This window comes from Klebsiella sp. P1954 (assembly GCF_018199955.1).
Taxonomy (GTDB): Bacteria; Pseudomonadota; Gammaproteobacteria; order Enterobacterales; family Enterobacteriaceae; genus Klebsiella; species Klebsiella pneumoniae.
Genome location: NZ_CP073373.1, coordinates 2,559,885 through 2,579,748 on the forward strand (window position 1 = coordinate 2,559,885; position 19,864 = coordinate 2,579,748).

Sequence of the window (19,864 nt, forward strand, 5' to 3'; positions counted from 1 at the left end):
GATATCCTAACCGCCACGTCGCGCCTATAATTTCCCCCTCACTGATTGCTGACAGGGATTGATATGCGCGCGTTCTTCTGGGCTGCCTGGCTGGGCCTCTGCTCTACGCCCCTGCTGGCGGCTCCCCTGCAAGGTTTTTCCTTTGCACAAAAAGACTGGGAGCTCGCCTGCGATAATACCGGCGCCTGCCGGGCGGCGGGTTACGGCGTCCGCATGGGTGAGGTCAGCGTGCTGTTGACCCGCAACGCGGGCAGCGAACAGCACCTCACCGCTACGGTAACCTTTGCGCAAATCGAGCACGATATCCCCGCCGACTCCACCGCCAGCCTGCTGATCGACGACCGGGATTTTGGCGCGCTGGACGCTCTCGACGACAGCCACTTTCGCCTCGACAGCGATCAGACCACCGCCCTGCTACAGGCGTTAACGAATCAGCGCAAAATCGAATTCACCCTTAACGGCCAGCACCTGCCGCTTTCCAGCGCCGGCAGCCGCGAGGTGCTGGGTAAAATGGATGCGTTTCAGCGACGCACCGGCACCGCCGATGCGCTGCTGGATAAAGGCGATGCCGGCGACGATGCCATTTTGCCAGCCACTCCCGCCCCGGAAATTATCGCCGCCCCGGTTCTCCATAACGCGCAGCCAGTGCCGTTGAGTATGCTTCAGCGCCAGAAACTGCTGCCCATCCTGACGCCGCTGCTGAACCAGCGCTGCGACGACTGGCAGAATCAGGCCATTCCGGCGGCAGATCGCCAGATCACGCTGACCGCGCTGGATAAAACCCATTCTCTGGCGCAGGCGCTCTGCTGGCGAGCGCCCTATAACGACGGTTACGCCCTGTGGCTGGTCGATAACGCCCAGTTGAGCAAACCGCGACTGCTCACTACCGAGGCCTCCAGCTACGCCGACGGCGCTATCGTCTTTTTGCACAAAGAACGGGGCATGGCCGACTGCGTCACCGGCGAGACGCGCGTTTGGGATGGTAAAACCTTTACCCCCAGCCTGAAGTACAGCACCGGTATGTGTCGGGAAATCACCCCGGGTGGCACCTGGATGCTGCCGACCTTTGTCAGCCAGGTGATCCCCAGGCAGCAGAAAGAGGCGGATAACCTGGCTCTGCGCACGTTGTATAACGCAGTGTTGAAAGCGCAAAAAAGCGATCCAGAATTGTCGCTGAATAAGGTCGCCGAGCAGTTTCCGTTAACCGGCCATATTACCGACTTCACGCTCACTTACGCCGACGATACGCTGATCACGACCAGTAAACCGTCCCCGGATATCAGCGATGATGAGTGGCAGGCGTTTCTGCGCTCCTCGATTAGCGCGGATTCAGAAAACGGCAAAGTCAGCTTTACCCTTATCGACCTCGACGGCGACGGCAAACGCGACCTGATCATCGACAGCTACGTGGGCGGCACCGGGCTCTTCAGCTACACCGGGGTGCTCAAGCGAGGTGATGATGATTTTGCCGCCGTCAACGGCAGCGACAGTGATAATGGTGATGATTTCGATGCCGGGGTGCCCGGCGCCCTCTTTTCCATTAATGGCCGCGGGGCTAACCAGTGGAACCACTGGGTCAAAATCAACGGCCAGGTGTATGCCCTGTGGTACAACGGCCAGTTTGGCGAAGATAACCTCTACCTGCTACGCCCGTTCAGCACCACCAGCCAGACGCCCGCGGTGACGGTTCGCTATCGCTATACGCTGAACAGCATCCGCTCCCCGGAGAAAGACCAGCCGCTGACCCCCAGCCTGAGCGACGGCGATAAAGCTGACCTGCTGCGCTCGCTGGAGGTAATGCAGGGCAGCCTGCTGAAAGACAGACCCGCCAGCGACAACGACGCGCCGATCTGCCCCATCCCGCCGGGCACCTCCGCTGACGAGGCGGATAACTACTACAGCGGCGTCGCCGTTAACTATATCTATGAGACGGTGGCCTATATTCCGGTCTGGCTGAACGGGAAGTGTTATATCGGCACCATTTTCAGCCATCATGGCGCCTATCGCCACGGCGTGGATGCGGAAATTACCCTGAGCTCGCCGCGTGAGGACGAGGAGGTCATTGGCGATTATCTCATCTCCGGACTACGCCACGTTATCGCCATTACCAGCGGCTGGAAAACCCGTGAGGGCGATAACGGCATGCAGTGAAGTTAAGCCAAAACGCGCCTTTGAACGCAGAATTGCCGCAAAGATAAGCAATCGATAAGTAATTTAAGAAATTTGGTTGACGGGGTGGGCGGATTACGGTTTAATGCGCCCCGTTGCCCGGATAGCTCAGTCGGTAGAGCAGGGGATTGAAAATCCCCGTGTCCTTGGTTCGATTCCGAGTCCGGGCACCACTATTTAAAGAACCCGCCCAAAAGGCGGGTTTTTGCTTTTCTGCATCCGGACTCTTCATCGAACCCCGTTCGATTATTCGCCGCACAGCGGCTCACCCCTTCGGGGCCAGCGCGGTAAGCGCGCTGTTCAACGCCTGCGGCGTTAGTCCGAGTCCGGGCACCACTATTTAAAGAACCCGCCCAAAAGGCGGGTTTTTGCTTTTCTGCATCCGGACTCTTCATCGAACTCCGTTCTATCACCCGCTGCCCGGCGGCGCTGCGCTTGCGCGGGCCTGCGCTGTTTAAACCTGTGGAGGACCCGTAGGCCGGATAAGGCATTTATGCCGCCATCCGGCACAACCGCGGGTACGGTGTCTGATGTGTATCGCCCGGCGGCGCTGCGCTTGCGCGGGCCTACGCTGTTTGAACCTGTGGAGGACCCGCAGGCCGGATAAGGCATTTATGCCGCCATCAGGCACAACCGCGGGTACGGTGTCTGATGTGTATCGCACGGCGGCGCTGCGCTTGCGCGGGCCTACGCTGTTTGAACCTGTGGAGGACCCGCAGGCCGGATAAGGCGAAGCCGTCAGGCAAACGTCGTGAAGAAAGGCATTACTCGGCGGCCGTTTTCCCTTTGCCGGGCAGCCTGAATGCTTCGCCATAGGGCTTCGCAATGCCCATACGATATTGAGTCTCTTTCGCCGCCTGGTGGAGGTCGGCAAACTCCTCTTTCGGCGCCGGCGGACGTTGCGCCTTTTTCAGACACTGATTGCGATGGTGACGGATCCACTCTCGGTCCTCATCGTCCAGGCAACGCTGCATCACCTCAATCCATCTGGATGCCGCCCGACGGTAGAGCCCGCATGCCTCTAACCGCTCAGCAATACTGTCCCTTATTCTCATCCACCTCGCTCCTCTGATGCTTTCACGATATCTCATGGTATTCCGACGCGTGAGTCGGAATACCATGGTAGTGTTAATTTATGACAAAACTATTCCTGTGCGGCGCAAGGAATATATTCATTATAATAATCGCTGTGCATAGCAAACCGCATTGGCGGTAAATACTTCCAAAGAGCTCCGGAATTATATGCCGAATGCCATCATCGATACCGCCGGGTATCGACGGTTGTACCTATCAATATCTATTTAATTTATTAGATTTTCGTCAACAAATACCTTGCGATAACATACATTCTCTGTACAGCGAAGCTTCATAACGAACGTTCGGTCTGCTCCAGCAGCTTATTTCGAAAGATAAATAAGCAAGCTTCATTAAAATTATCTAACCCCAACCGCTCATAAAGCGCAGTACGCTTGCGGTAAAGGCTTTTTAGTGACGTATTGAGATCGACGGCCACCTCCTCCATGGTCATCCCCGCCATGAGTAAACGTAACATTAACTGTTCAGACAAACTTAAGCGCAGATCGTCAAACCACTCTTTGGTCAGACGCTTGCTATTCATCTCCAGAAAAAGGCCAAATAATGTCGCCATATCCGCGGGTGATAATGACATGTTTAAAAACGATTTCAGGCTCAGTAAATGCTCTTCCCGATGGCGCATATCGAGGACGATACAACATATTCGCTTTCTGGATTTCGCCGCTGCCAGCACGAGATAATCGTAATGGCAAAGCGGCGAGCGGCTATCAACCAGCAGAGAGACTTCATCAACCTCATTATCTAAAATCGCTTTTCCGCTAGAATCTAACTGAATGATATCAGGAAAAAAATTCTTAACACCTTGAAAAAGATAGTAATCCTGGGTAACCAATATCATTAAAGTTGCCACAAATCGTCCCTTTAACATTTAATCAACAAATTCTCGTCAACCAGACGTTTTCCCTCCCCCTATGGAACGCTTCGCATGGCGGTGAAAATAACGAGACCTGTGATTTATCATTAGCGCGGCATCTGAATCTGGCTGTGAAAACCCTCCTTGCGTTCTGACAGGAAATAAACAGATTGATTATAAATAAAAAATATCCACAGAAAAGATGCTTTTTTTGCTATTGAGAATTTTTGTCAGAAATCATCTTAAATATTGCCTAAAAAACTCTAACCCCAACTAAATATAAGTCACACCGCCATTTTGAAACAAAATTCCACCTGACTTTCTCTTTTATTTATATCAGTAGGTTAAAGAAATCAACTTGAACACTTCCGTTCGAATGAAGTCGATTTTACAGAATTATCTTAAAACGCAGACCATAATTTATCCATATTTATCGGTTGCCGTATCGGGTATAAATTACCCATTCATTTATCAACAGGAGATATGTTTATTAGTTTGCAATAGGTCATTCACCTGCAGTGCCAGTCAGCTAAATGGGACCATCCTCATCCTTTAACTCACCGTCAAAGGACGGTCGTGTTGTGCAATGGATTCTTGATGAACATATGGCAAATAGAAATGGAAAGATCACCTTATTCAAATACGTTATTGTTTAATCGCAACACGAAACTCTCGCTATCAATCGGCTTGCTTTTGCTCTTCCCGGCGCTGGTTCAGGGAGCGGATTCGCTCTATGACCAGCAAATCTTGCAAGCGCGCCAAGGCCAGTACGCCCCCTTTCTCAGTTACCTTCAGCAGTACCAGCTGCGGCATGCCTTAACCCCTTCTCAGGTGGCGGACTGGCTGCAGGTGGCCCTCTGGGCCGGTCAGGACGATGAAGTGGTGAAAGTCTGGCGACGCTACCAGGTCTATATGCCGCTTCCCGCACGGGGCACCGCCGCCGCGGCGCAGGCCCTGCGCAACCAGAAGCAGTGGCAAACCTCGCTCACCCTCTGGCAGCAGGCGCTCAGCCAGGCCCCTGGCAGCGACGACTATCGTATCGGCTATATCAAAACGCTCGCCGATGCCCGCAAGGACGGCGAGGCGCTCAGCGAAGCGCGTCGCCTGGTGGCGGAGCAGGCGAGCGTTGCGCACCTGCAGACGCTCTCCTATGTCTACCTGCGGCTGGGCAAAAGCTGGGACCAGCTGTTGGTGGACACGCAGATCCTCGATCGTGATCCGCAAAACAAAACCGCGCTGGCCAGCCTGATGGCGACCCTGACCCGCAACCGGATTGATTCCCCTGCTCTCGGCCTGGCGAATAGCGTCGAACTGACGCCTGCGGAAAAGCGTAACTTGCAGCTGAACGCCGCCGCCGAACTGGTGCGCCTTGCCGATACCCCTTCCCGCGAAGAAAAGGCGCGTTACGCGCTGGCCCGCACGGCGCTCACGCAGTATGACGCGATGATCGCCGCCTGGCACCCCGACCCACAGGCTGCGCCCGACATCATCCGGGCGCGTATTGATCGTCTGGGCGCGCTGTACGCCAGCGCCGAGTACGCGCAGGTCATCCGCGAATACCAAAGCCTGATCGCCCAGCAGCGGGCCGTTCCCGACTGGGCCATCGGCTGGGTCATCTCCTCTTTTATCGCCCTTAAGCAAATTGAGCCTGCGCTGACGCTTATCCACCAGCATCCTTCGTGGCTGACAAGCCAACAGAATGAGGAACACGAGCTTTTCTACGCTCTGCTGGACACCGGTCAGTACCCGGCGGCGCAACGGTATGTCGCCCGCCTCACCAGGAATGCGCCCTACATCCGTCGTTTCTACGGCTCGCCAACGTCGCAGCCGAACGACGACTGGCTCACCGCACAGTCGCTTAACGTGCACTATTTAGCGGCCACCAACGACCTGCCGCAGGCCGAAGCCCGAATGCAGCGCCTGGCGGCGACGGCCCCTGGAAACCAGGGCCTGCAGATAGACTATGCCGCCCTTCTGCAGGAGAGAGGATTGCCACGGGCAGCCGAACGCCAGCTAAAAGCGGCGGAATCGCTAGAACCCGCCAGCCTGCAGCTGGAGCGCCAGCAGGCCTGGGTCGCCCTCGATCTGCAGGAGTGGCGGCAAATGGATCTGCTGACTGACGACGTCGTCGCCCGCTCGCCACGGGATCTGAACACCCAGCGCCTGGCCAGAGCGCGCGAGATCCATCATCTCTCCGAGCTGCGCCTGAGCGTTGGCAAAGGGCTGCATTCCGACAACCCGGTGAGCGGCACGCACGACCTCAGTTTTGAGACGGCGATCTACAGCCCGCCGCTAGCTGACAGCTGGCGGTTGTTCGGCGGGCACCGCTTCGCTGAAGGCAATTTTGAAGAGGGGAAAGGCAGCCGTCGCCAGCTGTTTGCCGGTATTGAATGGCGTCCGCGCGACTACTGGGGCGAGCTTGAGCTCTCCAGCGTCAATTTTCACGGCGAGAACAAGCCCGGCGTCCGCCTTTCCGCCGCCCATGACGTTAGCGATCGCTGGCAGCTGGGCGGCGAACTGGAGCGGATTTCGCAGCAGACGCCGCTGCGCGCGTTACGCAACGGCGTCAGCGCCAACCGCGGCGAAGGCTGGCTGCGCTGGTCTCCAAACGAACGCCGGGAGTACCGCGTCAGCGCGGCCGCCAGCCGGTTTACCGATCGCAACCGCCGCCAGGAGTACACCCTCTCCGGTAAAGAACGCCTCTGGCAAACCCCATGGTTAACGCTGGATTTGCAGCCCGGTCTGTCGGCCAGCGCCAATAGCCGCACCGACACCGCCTACTACAGCCCGGCACGGGACCTCGCCGCCACCGCGGCGCTGGCCGTCGATCACACGCTTTACCAGCGCTATGACACCGTCTGGAGCCAGCAGTTACTGGCCGGCGGCGGCAGCTACTGGCAAAAAAATCACGCCGCCGGGGCGATCACGGTGCTGGGTTACGGGCAGCGCCTGCGCTGGAACAACGTCGTCGACACCGGGGTGATGCTGAACTGGGATAAGCGCCCCTACGACGGCAAACGTGAAAACAACCTAGCCATCACTCTTGATGCAAATATACGGTTTTAAGGATGACCATGCTGAACACGACCCTGCGCAACGGCCTGATGCTTCTCATCTGGCTGTGCCTTATCTTCAGCGTGCGTGCTGAGGAAGTCCCCTTCCTCGCCCCGCAGCAGCGCCCCCAACTGGAGGCCAATCAACCCTGGCCGGCGGATCGCTTTCTGGTGCTGGCCTACCATGACGTCGAAGACGATGCCGCCGACCAGCGTTATCTTTCGGTGCGCACCAGCGCACTCAATGAGCAGATCGCCTGGCTGCTGCATAACGGCTACCATGCGATTAGCGTTCAGGACATTCTCGATGCACATTATGGCTTAAAGTCGCTGCCGCCCAAGGCTTTTCTCCTCAGTTTTGACGATGGTTACAGCAGCTTTTACACCCGCGTATGGCCGCTGCTTAAAGCCTGGAACGTCCCGGCGCTATGGGCGCCGGTGGGCAGCTGGGTGGACACTCCCGCTGGTCAGCCCGTTAATTTTGGCGGCCTGATGACGCCGCGCGAGCGCTTCGCTACCTGGGAGATGGTGCGCGAGCTCAGCCGCTCGCCGCTGGTGGAGATCGGCGCGCACACCTGGGCCTCGCACTACGGTCTGCCGGCCAATCCGCAGGGCAGCCGCGAGCCTGCCGCCGCCAACCGCGGCTGGGATAAAACCACCGGCCGCTATGAAAGCGACGCGCAGTTTACCCGGCGAATGACCGATGACGTGCAGAAAGTGACGGCGAAAATCCATGAGGTTGCCGGGAAAACGCCGCGCGCCTGGGTGTGGCCCTACGGCGCCGCCAGCGGCAGCACCCTGGCCATCGCCAAACAGCAAGGGTATCAGCTGGCGTTTACGCTGAACGACGGCCTGGGCAACGTGAAGGATCTGGACAATATTCCACGCCTGCTGATCGCCGGTAACCCGTCGCTCAAGGCATTTGCCAGCGCCGTGACCCAAATTCAGGAAGCCGATCCTGTTCGGGTGATGCATGTGGATCTGGACTATGTCTATGACCCCAATCCCGTCCAGCAGGCAAAGAATATCGATAAGCTGGTGCAGCGCGTCTATGACATGAAAATCAGCCACGTCTTTCTGCAGGCCTTTTCCGACCCGCAGGGCGACGGCACGGTCAAGTCGCTCTATTTCCCCAACCGCTGGCTGCCGATGCGCGCCGACCTGTTTAACTTCGTCTCCTGGCAGTTGCAGACCCGCGGCAATGTGAAGGTTTATGCCTGGATGCCGGTGCTGGCCTTCGATCTTGCCTCAGATCTGCCGCGCGTTCAGCGCTGGGATCCGCAAACCGGGAAGGCGTTACTTGCCCGCCAGCCGTACGTCCGTCTGTCGCCCTGGGATCCCCGGGTTCGCCAGCAGATCACCGACATCTACGAAGATCTGGCCCGACACGCCAGCTTCAGCGGGATTCTGTTTCACGACGACGCCGTGCTGACCGATTTTGAAGACGTGAGCCCGGAGGCGGTCGCCGCCTGGCGGCAGACGGGTATGGCGCACGATGCCGCCCCGGTGCCCCAACGTCCGCAAGAGCGCCAGGCATGGATGCGTTTCAAAAGCCAAACCCTGACCCGCTTCACTCTGGATCTACGCCAGGCAGTGCAGGCCATCCGCGGCCCGCAGGTGAAAACGGCGCGTAATCTCTTCGCCCTGCCGATCCTGGAGCCGCAAAGCGAAGCCTGGTTTGCGCAGAATCTGGATGATTTCCTTGCCGCCTATGACTGGACGGTCCCCATGGCGATGCCGCTGATGGAGTCCGTGCCGATCGACGCCAGCCAGGCCTGGCTGACGCGGCTGGTGCAGGCCGTCGCCCGCCAGCCGGGTGCGCTGAAGAAAACCATCTTTGAACTGCAGGCCAGAGACTGGAATCGACACCAGCAAAACGCCATTCCCGACCAGCAGCTGGCGGACTGGATGCGTTTGCTGCGGCTGAACGGCGTCAAAAACTACGGCTACTACCCTGACGATTTTATTAACAACCAGCCTGATATCTCTCGTATCAGGCCGCAATTTTCTTCCTGGTGGTACCCTGACCATGACTGATCGCATTATCGCACTGTGCATTTTATGCCTCGTATTCGGGCTGCCGTTAGGTGTCGCAGCGGTATTTACCGGCGAGCTTATCCTCGACTTTGTCTTTTTCTGGCCGCTGTTTATGTCAGTGTTGTGGATCACCGGGGGTCTCTACTTCTGGTTTCAGCTGGAACGTCACTGGCCGTGGGGGGAGGATACCCCGCCGCCGACGCTGCCGGGCAATCCACTGATCTCGATCCTGATCCCCTGCTTTAACGAGGAGAAAAACGCCCGGGAAACCATCAGCGCAGCGCTGGCCCAGCGTTACGCCAATCTTGAAGTGATCGCGATTAACGACGGCTCTTCGGACAACACCGCCCAGGTGCTCCAGCAGCTGGCGCAGGAGGAGCCGAGGCTGCGGGTGATCCATCTGGCCGCCAATCAGGGAAAAGCGGTGGCGCTCAAAGCGGGCGCCGCCGCCGCCCGCGGCGATCTGCTGGTCTGCATCGATGGCGACGCCCTGCTGGACCGGGATACCGCGGCCTGGCTGGTCGCGCCGTTGATCCATTATCCGCACGTCGGGGCGGTCACCGGCAATCCGCGGATCCGCACCCGATCCACGCTGATCGGCCGCATTCAGGTTGGGGAGTTCTCGTCGATCATTGGGCTTATCAAACGGACGCAGCGGATCTATGGCCGGGTCTTTACCGTCTCCGGCGTAATCGCCGCCTTCCGGCGCCAGGCGCTGGCGGACGTCGGCTACTGGAGCCCGGATATGATCACTGAAGATATTGATATCAGTTGGAAGCTTCAGCTCCGCCACTGGGACATCTTTTTCGAGCCGCGAGCGCTGTGCTGGATCCTGATGCCGGAGACCCTCAAAGGGTTATGGAAGCAGCGTCTGCGCTGGGCCCAGGGCGGCGCCGAAGTCTTTCTGGTCAATCTGCGCCGCCTGTTTCACTGGCAGCATCACCGGATGTGGCCGCTGTTTCTGGAGTATGCCTGCTCCACGCTGTGGGCCTTTGCCTACGCGATCACCATTCTGCTGTTTATCCTCAGCCGCCTGATGCCGCTGCCTGACAATCTGGCGGTGCATAGCCTGTTTCCACCGGAATTCACCGGCATGCTGCTCGGCCTGATGTGCCTGCTGCAGTTCGTCGCCAGCCTGTATATCGAGCGGCGCTATGAGAAAAAGGTCGCCAAATCGCTGTTCTGGGTGATCTGGTTCCCGATGGTCTACTGGATGATCGGCCTGCTGACCACGCTGGTCGCTTTTCCGAAAGTGATGGTGAAACGTCAACGTTCCCGCGCGCGCTGGGTGAGTCCGGACCGGGGAAAAGGAAGCCTGTGATGAATGAAAATACGCTCATCTTAACCGAACATCGGGTGCTGCCCCGGCTGGTCGACGCCGGCTTAACGCTGCTGGCCTGGCTCGGTTTTCTGTTCTTTCTGTACGCCAATTTGCTGATGCAGTTCATCGCGCCGCCCTCTCCGCGCTGGGAATCGCTGATGGACTCCCTGAATACGGCGCTGGTGTATCTGCTGATTGCCGCGCTGAACGGCTGGCTGTTGATCCTCTGGTATCACTACAACCGGCGCCGCGCTCATACCCGGCGTCATACCGCGGTGCTCGCTCTGCGCGACGATGAGCTGGCGAGCAGCTTTAACGTCGCGCCGCAGATTATCTCGGAGATGAGCCGCTATAATTTGCTCACCGTTTACCACGATCAAATCGGGCAGATTATTGATTTAAAAAGCCACGCGTTACCGCCGCCGCAGGAAGAGAGCGATGACGCATGAGAGCAAGGCCGCCGTCGGCGGCCTGGACAGGTAAAACGCCGGGGATTAGCCGCCGGCTTTTTTGATGGCGGCTTCCAGCGAGGCTTTGTCTGCCAGCCCCGGGAAGACGGTGATGCTGGCTTCCGTGGCGCCGGTGGTCGGCATCACGATCACGCCCGGCGTGCCGCTCAGACCAATCTCCTGCGCCAGATCGTTTATGCTCTGCAGCACCGGTTCGACGTCGGCGGCCTTCTTCGCATCAAAGCCGGCTTTTTTCGCCTGCTGCTGGATATCCGCCGTCGTCAGCTTGCCTTCGTTATGGCCGGTAGCGTAAATCCCGTTATGGTAGGCCAGATAGGCATCCGCCCCTTTCTGTTGATAGATCTGCAGGCCGGTTTTTGCCGCCTCCAGCGAGCTTTCCCAGCGGCCGCCGAAAATCGGCCACTCTTTGAAGGCGAAGCGGGTCTGCGGGTGCGCTTTAATCACCTGCTCCATCACCGGCGCCAGACGGCTGCAGTAGACGCACTGGTAGTCGAAGAATTCGATCACCGTGACTTTGCCGTTGGCCGGGCCGTAGGTCGGGGTATTTTTATCCTGGGTCAGCACGGCGGCGTTCTTCAGCACCGCCTGAGTGGCCGCGCTGGCCTGCTGCTCAGCCTGAATTTGCTGCAGTTTCTGGCTCGCCTGCAGCAGGACTTCCGGGTGGGCGACCAGATAGTCGGCGGCGATTTTGCCGATTTTCGCCTCCTGTTCCGGGGTGAAAGTCGCCGGCGCGTCAGCGGCAGAGGCCATCGCCGGCAGTAAGACAGCGCTCAGCAGGGCGACAGAGAGGTATTTCTTGTGGCCAGACATAGTGGGGATCCTTGCGATAAGTGAACGGCAGGTGAGTCTGGGTGACAAAATATCACCCTTTTTCGCCGAAGCCTTGCCCAACGGCGCCTTGATTCGTAACTTTATTTTTCAGGCTCTCTCTTTCCCGCGCGATAGCGCAGGTCTGCGCCAGTGGTCAACGCGGCCCAGGCGGAGTACCCTGCGCAGCGGTTTTTCTTGCTCTTTTTTCAGGTGGTTTCTCTCGATATGTATGCATTTCTTCAACAATGGGACATGGCAGTGATTATGCTGCAGATTGTCGCCATCGACTTACTGCTGGGTGGCGACAATGCCGTGGTGATCGCCATGGCCTGCCGCAAACTGCCGCCGCAGAAACGCACCAAAGCGATCATCATCGGTACCGTGGGCGCCATCCTGGCGCGCGTTCTGCTGCTGGCGATCGCTTTGTATCTCCTGTCGCTGCCGTGGCTGAAAATAGTCGGCGCGCTGCTCCTGCTGTGGATTGGCATCAAGCTGGTCAGGAATGAGGAAGAAGAGAGCGAGGTTAGCAGCTCTGGCAGCCTGTGGCGCACCGCGATCACCATCACCGTTGCCGATGTGATTATGTCGCTGGATAACGTACTGGCGGTAGCTGCTGCGGGGAAAGGGCACATTGCGCTGGTCGCCCTCGGCGTGGCGATCAGCATTCCGGTTATTGTCGCCGGCAGCAAGCTGGTGCTGGTCCTGCTCACCCGCTTTCCCGCGGTGGTGCTGCTGGGCGGGATGCTCATCGGCTGGATTGCCGGGTCAATGCTGGTCAGCGACCCTACCATTCGCCAGCTGTTTCCCAGCGCCGGCGAGGGCACCGCGCGCCTGGCTGGCGCCGTCGGCGCGCTGCTGGTGCTATTCACCGGATGGCGCCGCCGCCCACGGCCGCAGGCGAAAGACTAATCTTATCCACGGCGCCGTCGACCCCGACGGCGTCAAGTTTCCGCCACTTTTCTTCCCCGTCAGGGCGCATTTGCCCTACGCTTTATACTGACGCCTGTTCCAGGGAATATGTAACCACCGCACTGAGCATAGATGAGATAAAATCATGGAATTGAAGGATTATTATGCCATTCTCGGGGTACAACCAACCGACGATCTGAAAACCATCAAGACCGCCTACCGCCGCCTGGCGCGCAAATATCACCCCGACGTCAGTAAAGAAAACGATGCCGAAGCCAAATTTAAGGATCTCGCCGAAGCCTGGGAAGTCCTGAAAGATGAGCAACGGCGCGCCGAATACGATCAGCTCTGGCAGCATCGCAACGATCCCGGCTTCGGTCGCCAGCGACAGACCCACGAGCAGAGCTACAGTCAGCAAGATTTCGACGACATCTTCTCCTCCATGTTTGGCCAGCAGGCGCATCAGCGTCGTCGTCAACACGCGGCGCGCGGCCACGATCTGGAGATCGAAGTGGCGGTGTTCCTTGAAGAGACGCTGGCCGAGCAGACGCGCACCATCAGCTATAACCTGCCGGTGTACAACGTGTTTGGCATGATCGAAAGCGAAACGCCGAAAACGCTGAATGTGAAGATCCCCGCCGGGGTAGTCGATGGTCAGCGTATCCGCCTGAAAGGCCAGGGAACGCCGGGGGAGAATGGCGGCCCGAACGGCGATCTGTGGCTGGTTATCCACATCGCCCCGCATCCGCTATTCGATATTGTCGGTCATAACCTGGAGATCGTCCTGCCGCTGGCACCATGGGAGGCCGCGCTGGGCGCGAAAGTGACGGTGCCCACCCTGAAAGAGAGCATTCTGCTGACGGTGCCGCCGGGCAGTCAGGCAGGGCAGCGACTGCGTATCAAAGGGAAAGGACTCGTGAGCAAAACCCACACCGGCGATTTGTTCGCCGTTATTAAAATAGTGATGCCGCCAAAACCAGATGAAAAAGCGCGTGAGCTCTGGCAACAATTGGCCGCCGCCGAAGCCAGCTTCGATCCGCGTAAGACATGGGGGAAAGCCTGATGGCTACAGTAACAGTGACGTTTACCATTACCGAATTGTGCCTGCGTACCGGGGTGTCGGAAGAGGAGCTGACGGAGATCGTCGGCTTAGGGATGATTGAGCCACACCAGCCGCAGGCGGACACCTGGCTGTTCGACGACAGCGCGGTGACAATCGTGCATCGCGCGGTACGCCTGCGTAACGAGCTGGAGCTGGACTGGCCGGGAATTGCGGTGGCGCTGACCCTGCTGGATGAGAACGCGCGGCTGACCCGCGAAAATCGCCTGCTGCAGCAGCGCCTGGCGCGCTTCCTCGCCCACGGATAGGGGCGACATCCCGGGTCGTGGCGTTCCGTCTTCGCGCCGGGTGGCGGCTACGCCATACCCGGCATACAAACTAAGCGCAGCGCAAGCCGGGGAGTTTCCCGGGTCGCGCAAACCGGGAATAGCGCTTAATCCGGTAACGAACCGGCGAGATTACGCGCGGAGACGCTCTCGCTCACCGGCGCGGGCGGCTCCGGCGCCTTAGCCGGGACGGCTGCTGGCGCGGCTGCCGGGGCGGGAGAGGCCGGCTGGATCTCAAGGAACGAGGCCAGCATCTTACGCAGCGTTTCCGGTTTAGTATCTTCCGCCAGCAACGCCGCCAGCATCGACGGCAAGCGGCTATCGACTTCCCCTAACGCCAGCCCCGCCAGCAGCGCGGTACGCGACATATCGCCGCGGTCGCCACGGTGATGGGCCTCAATTTTTGCGTCCGCGAAGCGCTCGCTGGCGCTGATATCCGGGCGCAGGTAAATCAGCACTTTTCTGCGATCCAGAGTCATAGACGCTCCTTAACCAATAATTTTCAGACCACGCACCAGGGCAAACTGCGGCTCTTCAGCCACCACGAAACGATCCTCGCGCAGACCCATCCGTTCACGAATGGCGTCGGCAACCAGCGGCGCGCCGCCGCCAATGACGATCGCGTGCGAATAGCCTTTAAAGCTATCGATGGCCGTCAGGACACGCGTGGTCAGACGTTCGATACTGTTATTGATCACCTTCTTCACCTCAGAAACCGCATCCGGATCGTTGATGTTGTCGGTCAGGTATTCTTCGTCGTGGCGGTTGATGATTATCTGGTCGACGTTATAGCTAGAGGTGTCGGTATTCGCCCGGGCCAGCGCCAGCTTAACGGCGTCGGTCACCAGCGATACGCCCAGCTTCGGGTCGCCGTAAATGCGCGAAACCGAGGTCATCTGCCCGGCGACCATTGAAATATCCAGCGTGGTGCCGCCAAGGTCGATAATCAGCACCGAATGCGACGGTTTCAGCTCATCACACAGGCTAATGCCCGCCGGAATCGATTCCGGGCGCACGGTAACTTTAGTGATATTGAACACCACGCCTTTATTCAGTTTAACGTCGCGCAGCAGGCTCTTTTTCTTGCGCTCAATATTGTCGAGGCGATATTGCGCATCTTCATCATAAAATTCGGTCAGCGGCAGGGTGACCACAATTTCAACATCCTGCGGCTCAAGACCGCTGGTCAGCAGCGCATGATGGACAGCGATGGAGTTCAACGGGCTGTATTGCCAGTCAATGTTATTGGTTGGGAGCGCATCGGGGGTGATCAGGTCGAATGAGTACTTTTCATCATCCACCGTGTAGTTAAAAGGCTTTCCCGAACCGAAGGTGGCAGACCAGCCGCGTTTAAAACTGTTGGGGCTGATATGGGTGAAAGTTTCGCCATCTTGCTCCCACAGCATTTTGATATTGGTTGAACCATCATCGATAAAAATGCGCATTGCATTGCTCCATCACTGAGACAAATAAGAGAAAAATGTAAGACCCAAAAAGAGTAGCAAGAGTTAAAAAGCAGCGCAAGATCACGAAAAAGAGACAATTCTGAGTTTTATTTGAGAACAATCGGAGAAACAAACAGTCCGGAACGCTCAAAAAGAGAAATAATTGAGATAAAATAGAGAACTACAGTTTTCTCTTTCTGTCTTTTTAAGACACTGTTTTTTGCTCAAAAAGAGAGCATCCCTCCCCTCTTTCGTCAGCGGTTTTCGCACGCTTTTTACACCTGATTGGGTACCACAATCGGCCGTTCCGGCTCGACGTCATTTTCCGGTACCCGGCGATATTTATCCAGCAGGTGAATCTGAATCCGTCGCAGCATATCGCCATTCAGTTTGTAATAACGGAAATAGAGAAACAGCGTCAGAGCAAAAAAGAGCGTCGGCAGCGCAATCATAATCACCTGCATCCCCAGCAGCGTGTGGGACGACTGCACAACATTCGGCACGTAACCGATGATACCGAGCACGATAGCGATAAACCAGGCCGCAAACGCCGAACCGGCTTTTACCACCAGCGTCTGCACCGAGTAGGCGATGCTTTCGCAGCGGATATTCATCGTATATTCGCCATAGTCGACGGTATCGGCCACCATAATAACCTGCAGCACCCAGAACAGCGCGGTGCCGATATTCAACAGCATCCCGGCCAGCGAAATCAGCGCGATGTTGTAAACGCCGCCCAGCGCCATCAGCAACAGCACGCCGCAGCCCAACACGGGCATGATCGAAGCACCCGCCCACAGAATGCGCCGCGACAGCCCTTTCACCAGTCGTGGGAACAGGATCAGCGTCAGCAAATTCGCCGCCCCGGCGTAGGACATGTAATACGGGAACATCTCCGCGCTGCCAATCACGTAGGTAAAGTAGTAAATCGCAAAGCCAGCGATAATGTTCGCCGCCGTGTTATAGGCCAGCGCCATGCCTAACAGGCAGGCCAGCTGATCGTTTTTATAGATCAGCGCCACCATCTGGCGCAGTGAGAGGTGGCTGGAGTCTTCGCTCACACCACTGTCGGAGGAGTAAACCTCATGCACGTTGCGCAGGGTGACGAGGGTGGAAACGACGAAAAAGGCGATCAGCACCAGAGTGAACATCTGAAAACCGAAACCGCGATCGGCGCCGCCGACGGCGTTGACGAACGGCAGCGTGACGCCGGCCGTGACAAATCCCGCCAGACTGGCGAAAAAGCGCGGGTAAGGCACCAGCTGCTCGCGTTCGCGTTTATCGAGGGTAATGGTCGGCACCAACGACCAGAACGGCACATCCATGATGGTGTAAGTGAAGCCCCACAGCAGGTAGGTTAGCCACACCCACGCCAGCAGCGCCCCGCCGCTGAAATGGTGGGCGCTGAACAGCATATACAGCACCACCGAGTTGGTTATCGTGCCGATCAGGATCCACGGTTTGAACTTTCCCCATCGCGACCGCGTACAGTTAACGATCCATCCCATAATCGGATCGGCTATCGCATCGAGGATCCTTGCCACCAGGAACAAGGTGCCAACCACCCCGACCGATAAGCCAACAATATCGGTGTAGTAATACATCAGGTACATGTAGACGATACCGATAGCGAAATCTTTACCAAAGGCACCAAATCCGTAGCTGAGCTTTGTTGTCATTGAAATACTCATAGGGTCCAGGTCGCTGTCGCCAGCGCCTCCTTCAGCGTTTGATAGAGCGTGACAGGCACCGCCGGGTTCGTTGCCCCCGGCGGCATAAGAGGATTAACGGTGCAGCCAGGCCGGCAGCCAGTCGCCGTGGCTGGCGATCAGATCGTCCACCAGCGCGTAGATCTCTTCGATCCCCAACACCGCGGCGGTGTGCGGATCCATCATCGTGGCGTAATAGACGTAATCGCGATTTTCGGTGAGGATCGCCTGCGTGAGCAGCGTCTGCACGTTGATATTGGTCTGCATGAGCGCCGCCAGATGCGCCGGCAGCGCGCCCACTTTGGTCGGCTGGATGCCGTTGGCGTCCACCAGGCAGGCCACTTCCACACAGCAGCCCTGAGGCAGGTTGTCGATGAGATTATCGTTGCGCACGTTGCCGTACACCACGCTTGGCTCGCCGGTCCAGATGGCGTTCATGATGGTGCTGGCATATTCGCGGGAGGGTTTCACCTCAATGCGCTCCCCGCGCTTATAGCTCTCCAGCTCCTGATGCCAGTTGGCCAGTTGCTCGACGCAGCGTTTAGGGTATTCATCCAGCGGCACTTTATAGCGAGCGATAAGGTCATCGCGGCCCGGCTTGATAAACCATGGCGTGTATTCCGCGAAATGCTCCGAGGACTCGGTGACGAAGTAGCCCAGCTTTTTGAACATTTCATAGCGGACAATGTTTTCGCAGCGCGGGTTGCCGTGCAGGTTCGGCTTCGGCGCCCGCCCGTCGGCGTAGGCCTGTAGCAGGTCGGGGTAGATACTGACGTAGCTGCCATCCGCGAGCTTTTTCTCCAGCGACAGATAGAACGCCATATGGTTAATCCCGGCGCAGCGGTAGCGTAAATCCGCCGGATCGAGATCGAGGTCGCGCGCCAGCTCTTCCGCTGTGCCTTGCACCGAGTGGCACAGACCCACCTGCTTGATATGCGGGTAGCGGGCGTACATCGCCCAGGTGTTCATCGCCATCGGGTTGACGTAGTTAAGCATGGTGGCGTCCGGGCAGACCTCGGTCATGTCGTCGCAGATAGCCCACAGGTGCGGGATGGTGCGCAGCGCGCGCATAATGCCTCCCGGCCCCAGCGTATCGGCAATGGTCTGCTCCAGGCCGTGGCGCTTGCAGACTGCAAAATCGGTGACGGTACAGGGCTCATAGCCGCCAATCTGGAAGGCAACAACGACAAAATCGGCGCCCTGCAGGGCGGTTTTCCGGTCGCGGTGGCAACTGATTTCGCCGTTCGCGCCCACGGAATCCATCAGCTTGCGCACCACGATATGCGACTCTTCCAGCCGGGTTTCATCGATATCCATCAGCGCGATATGCGCCGATTTCAGCGCCGGGCGCTGGAAAACATCACCGAGAATATTTTTGACGAACACCGTCGAACCGGCGCCGATAAAAGTAATTTTTGGGGCAGACATCACGCACTCTCCATCAGGTCATTGAACACTTGCAGAGTGGCACGCCGCTCCCCGCTGCGCTGCCCTGTTCCCGCCGGAGCATTCCCGAAAGCTCAGATCGGCCATTAAGCGCCACAAAATCTGAGATTTCGGGAACAGATTGAGCAAAAAGGAGAGAAAATGGGCCGATTCTTCCGCTAAGCTGTCGTCAGTTCTGGCGAAAAATGCAGCCACTCTGACAATTCAGGAATACGCTAACGATGGAACACCGCTTCACCTCTCTGCCCCCCGATCCCTTTATGTGCAGCAGCGACGAAAAGCAGAGCCGCAGCCCGCTGGCGCTCTACTCCGAGTATCAGCGTATGGATATTGAACTGCGCCCGCCGCACGCCATGCCCACCAGCCACTGGCACGGCCAGGTGGAGGTCAACGTGCCGTTCGATGGCGACGTGGAGTATTTGATTAATAACGAAGTGGTGCGCATTGAGAAAGGCTATATCACTCTGTTCTGGGCCTGTACGCCGCATCAGCTGACCCGCCCCGGCGATTGCCAGCAGATGGCGATATTCAACCTACCGATGCATCTGTTTCTCTCATGGCCGCTGGACCGGGAGCTTATCAACCACGTCACCCATGGGATGGTGATTAAATCCCTCGCTGCGCAGCAGTTGAGCGCCTTCGAAGTGCGCCGCTGGCAGCAGGAACTGAGCCACGAGAATGAACAGATACGCCAGCTGGCGATCGATGAAATCGCCCTGATGCTGAAGCGGCTGAGCCTCGCCGGCTGGCAGCCGATTCTGGTCAATAAAACCTCACGCACCCACAAGAACAGCGTCTCGCGCCACGCGCAGTTTTATGTCAGCCAGATGCTGGAGTTTATCGCTGCCCACTACGACCAGGCGCTGACCGTCAATGCCGTTGCCGAGCACGTGAAGCTCAACCCGAATTACGCGATGGGGGTCTTTCAGCGGGTGATGCAGCAGACCATGAAGCAGTACATTACCGCCATGCGTATCAATCATGTGCGGGCGCTGCTGAGCGATACCGACAAGACCATCCTGGATATTGCCCTTACCGCCGGTTTTCGCTCCAGCAGCCGCTTCTACAGCACCTTTACCCGCTACGTGGGCATGCCGCCGCAGCAGTACCGTAAACTCAGCCAGCAGCGGCGTCACGGCCTGGCCTTGCCGGAGGCATAAA

At 57.9% G+C, this 19,864-nt stretch carries 19 protein-coding genes and 1 tRNA gene; 11 read left to right on the forward strand and 9 right to left on the reverse strand.

From position 1 onward, the window contains the following. The first annotated feature begins 63 nt into the window (after window positions 1–63). Entirely contained in the window at window positions 64–2,151 is a 2,088-nt protein-coding gene (locus KB890_RS12290) for a DUF1176 domain-containing protein (RefSeq protein WP_020325135.1), read from the forward strand. A 115-nt stretch (window positions 2,152–2,266) separates the two neighbouring features. Further along, window positions 2,267–2,342, forward strand: a tRNA-Phe gene (locus KB890_RS12295). A gap of 591 nt (window positions 2,343–2,933) precedes the next feature. Here KB890_RS12295 and KB890_RS12300 read toward each other — a convergent pair. Beyond that, complete coding sequence (locus KB890_RS12300) at window positions 2,934–3,290, reverse strand: PerC family transcriptional regulator (protein WP_305953346.1); 357 nt, start codon at window positions 3,288–3,290, stop codon at window positions 2,934–2,936. 128 nt (window positions 3,291–3,418) lie between these two features. Here KB890_RS12300 and KB890_RS12305 point away from each other — a divergent pair, with 128 nt between their 5' ends. Then, the gene (locus KB890_RS12305; RefSeq protein WP_004146686.1) at window positions 3,419–3,541 is read left to right on the forward strand and encodes a hypothetical protein; all 123 of its coding nucleotides are present in this window, start codon (window positions 3,419–3,421) and stop codon (window positions 3,539–3,541) included. Here the strand turns inward: KB890_RS12305 and KB890_RS12310 are convergent. Continuing rightward, window positions 3,536–4,102, reverse strand: coding sequence for a helix-turn-helix transcriptional regulator (locus KB890_RS12310; RefSeq protein WP_004146685.1), 567 nt, complete (start codon window positions 4,100–4,102; stop codon window positions 3,536–3,538). The two genes, KB890_RS12305 and KB890_RS12310, sit on opposite strands and share 6 nt — an antisense overlap. Window positions 4,103–4,735: 633 nt before the next feature. Between KB890_RS12310 and pgaA the strand changes: the two genes are divergently transcribed. The 4 genes from pgaA to pgaD are packed head-to-tail and all read left to right on the forward strand — an operon-like array spanning window position 4,736 to window position 10,977. After that, window positions 4,736–7,183, forward strand: coding sequence for a poly-beta-1,6 N-acetyl-D-glucosamine export porin PgaA (gene pgaA / locus KB890_RS12315; RefSeq protein ID WP_072157862.1), 2,448 nt, complete (start codon window positions 4,736–4,738; stop codon window positions 7,181–7,183). Between the two features lie 8 nt (window positions 7,184–7,191). Then, entirely contained in the window at window positions 7,192–9,207 is a 2,016-nt protein-coding gene (gene pgaB / locus KB890_RS12320; RefSeq protein WP_004178313.1) for a poly-beta-1,6-N-acetyl-D-glucosamine N-deacetylase PgaB, read from the forward strand. Continuing rightward, window positions 9,200–10,528 carry a poly-beta-1,6-N-acetyl-D-glucosamine synthase gene (gene pgaC, locus KB890_RS12325; RefSeq protein WP_002885393.1) on the forward strand — a complete coding sequence of 443 codons (1,329 nt, stop codon included), beginning with the start codon at window positions 9,200–9,202 and terminating at the stop codon, window positions 10,526–10,528. Before pgaB ends, pgaC begins: the two co-directional genes overlap by 8 nt. Further along, window positions 10,528–10,977 (forward strand): poly-beta-1,6-N-acetyl-D-glucosamine biosynthesis protein PgaD, encoded by a 450-nt coding sequence (gene pgaD / locus KB890_RS12330; RefSeq protein WP_002885392.1) that lies wholly within the window; start codon window positions 10,528–10,530, stop codon window positions 10,975–10,977. The genes pgaC and pgaD overlap by 1 nt, the downstream gene beginning before the upstream one ends. A 45-nt stretch (window positions 10,978–11,022) precedes the next feature. Here the strand turns inward: pgaD and KB890_RS12335 are convergent, their stop codons facing one another. Further along, window positions 11,023–11,808: a DsbA family protein gene (locus tag KB890_RS12335; RefSeq protein ID WP_002885391.1), complete on the reverse strand. Its 786-nt coding sequence runs from the start codon at window positions 11,806–11,808 to the stop codon at window positions 11,023–11,025. Window positions 11,809–12,033: 225 nt separating this feature from the next. Between KB890_RS12335 and KB890_RS12340 the strand changes: the two genes are divergently transcribed. Next, window positions 12,034–12,717 (forward strand): TerC family protein, encoded by a 684-nt coding sequence (locus KB890_RS12340; RefSeq protein WP_004221988.1) that lies wholly within the window; start codon window positions 12,034–12,036, stop codon window positions 12,715–12,717. On the opposite strand, the gene KB890_RS12345 is transcribed toward KB890_RS12340, so the two are convergent. Beyond that, window positions 12,674–12,787 (reverse strand): hypothetical protein, encoded by a 114-nt coding sequence (locus tag KB890_RS12345; RefSeq protein WP_020316611.1) that lies wholly within the window; start codon window positions 12,785–12,787, stop codon window positions 12,674–12,676. The two genes, KB890_RS12340 and KB890_RS12345, sit on opposite strands and share 44 nt — an antisense overlap. A gap of 75 nt (window positions 12,788–12,862) precedes the next feature. Between KB890_RS12345 and cbpA the strand changes: the two genes are divergently transcribed. Further along, entirely contained in the window at window positions 12,863–13,780 is a 918-nt protein-coding gene (cbpA, locus tag KB890_RS12350) for a curved DNA-binding protein (protein ID WP_002885338.1), read from the forward strand. After that, window positions 13,780–14,085, forward strand: a complete 306-nt coding sequence (cbpM, locus tag KB890_RS12355; RefSeq protein WP_002885324.1) for a chaperone modulator CbpM — start codon at window positions 13,780–13,782, stop codon at window positions 14,083–14,085. The genes cbpA and cbpM overlap by 1 nt, the downstream gene beginning before the upstream one ends. Before the next feature lie 125 nt (window positions 14,086–14,210). Here cbpM and KB890_RS12360 read toward each other — a convergent pair whose 3' ends face one another. From KB890_RS12360 to KB890_RS12380, 5 genes are all read right to left on the reverse strand, one after another. Next, a complete protein-coding gene (locus KB890_RS12360) occupies window positions 14,211–14,582 on the reverse strand; it encodes a plasmid partitioning/stability family protein (protein WP_004178312.1) in 372 nt (123 codons plus the stop codon). Between the two features lie 9 nt (window positions 14,583–14,591). Continuing rightward, window positions 14,592–15,548, reverse strand: coding sequence for a plasmid segregation protein ParM domain-containing protein (parM, locus tag KB890_RS12365; RefSeq protein ID WP_004146678.1), 957 nt, complete (start codon window positions 15,546–15,548; stop codon window positions 14,592–14,594). A 147-nt stretch (window positions 15,549–15,695) separates the two neighbouring features. Continuing rightward, the gene (locus tag KB890_RS12370) at window positions 15,696–15,818 is read right to left on the reverse strand and encodes a hypothetical protein (protein ID WP_004146677.1); all 123 of its coding nucleotides are present in this window, start codon (window positions 15,816–15,818) and stop codon (window positions 15,696–15,698) included. Window positions 15,819–15,823: 5 nt separating this feature from the next. Continuing rightward, window positions 15,824–17,239, reverse strand: coding sequence for a melibiose:sodium transporter MelB (melB, locus tag KB890_RS12375; protein ID WP_016831375.1), 1,416 nt, complete (start codon window positions 17,237–17,239; stop codon window positions 15,824–15,826). Between the two features lie 93 nt (window positions 17,240–17,332). Further along, window positions 17,333–18,685, reverse strand: a complete 1,353-nt coding sequence (locus tag KB890_RS12380) for an alpha-glucosidase/alpha-galactosidase (RefSeq protein WP_004146675.1) — start codon at window positions 18,683–18,685, stop codon at window positions 17,333–17,335. Window positions 18,686–18,924: 239 nt separating this feature from the next. On the opposite strand from KB890_RS12380, the gene melR reads away from it, so the two are divergent. After that, window positions 18,925–19,863, forward strand: a complete 939-nt coding sequence (gene melR / locus KB890_RS12385; protein WP_002885229.1) for a transcriptional regulator MelR — start codon at window positions 18,925–18,927, stop codon at window positions 19,861–19,863. Window position 19,864 lies beyond the last annotated feature (1 nt).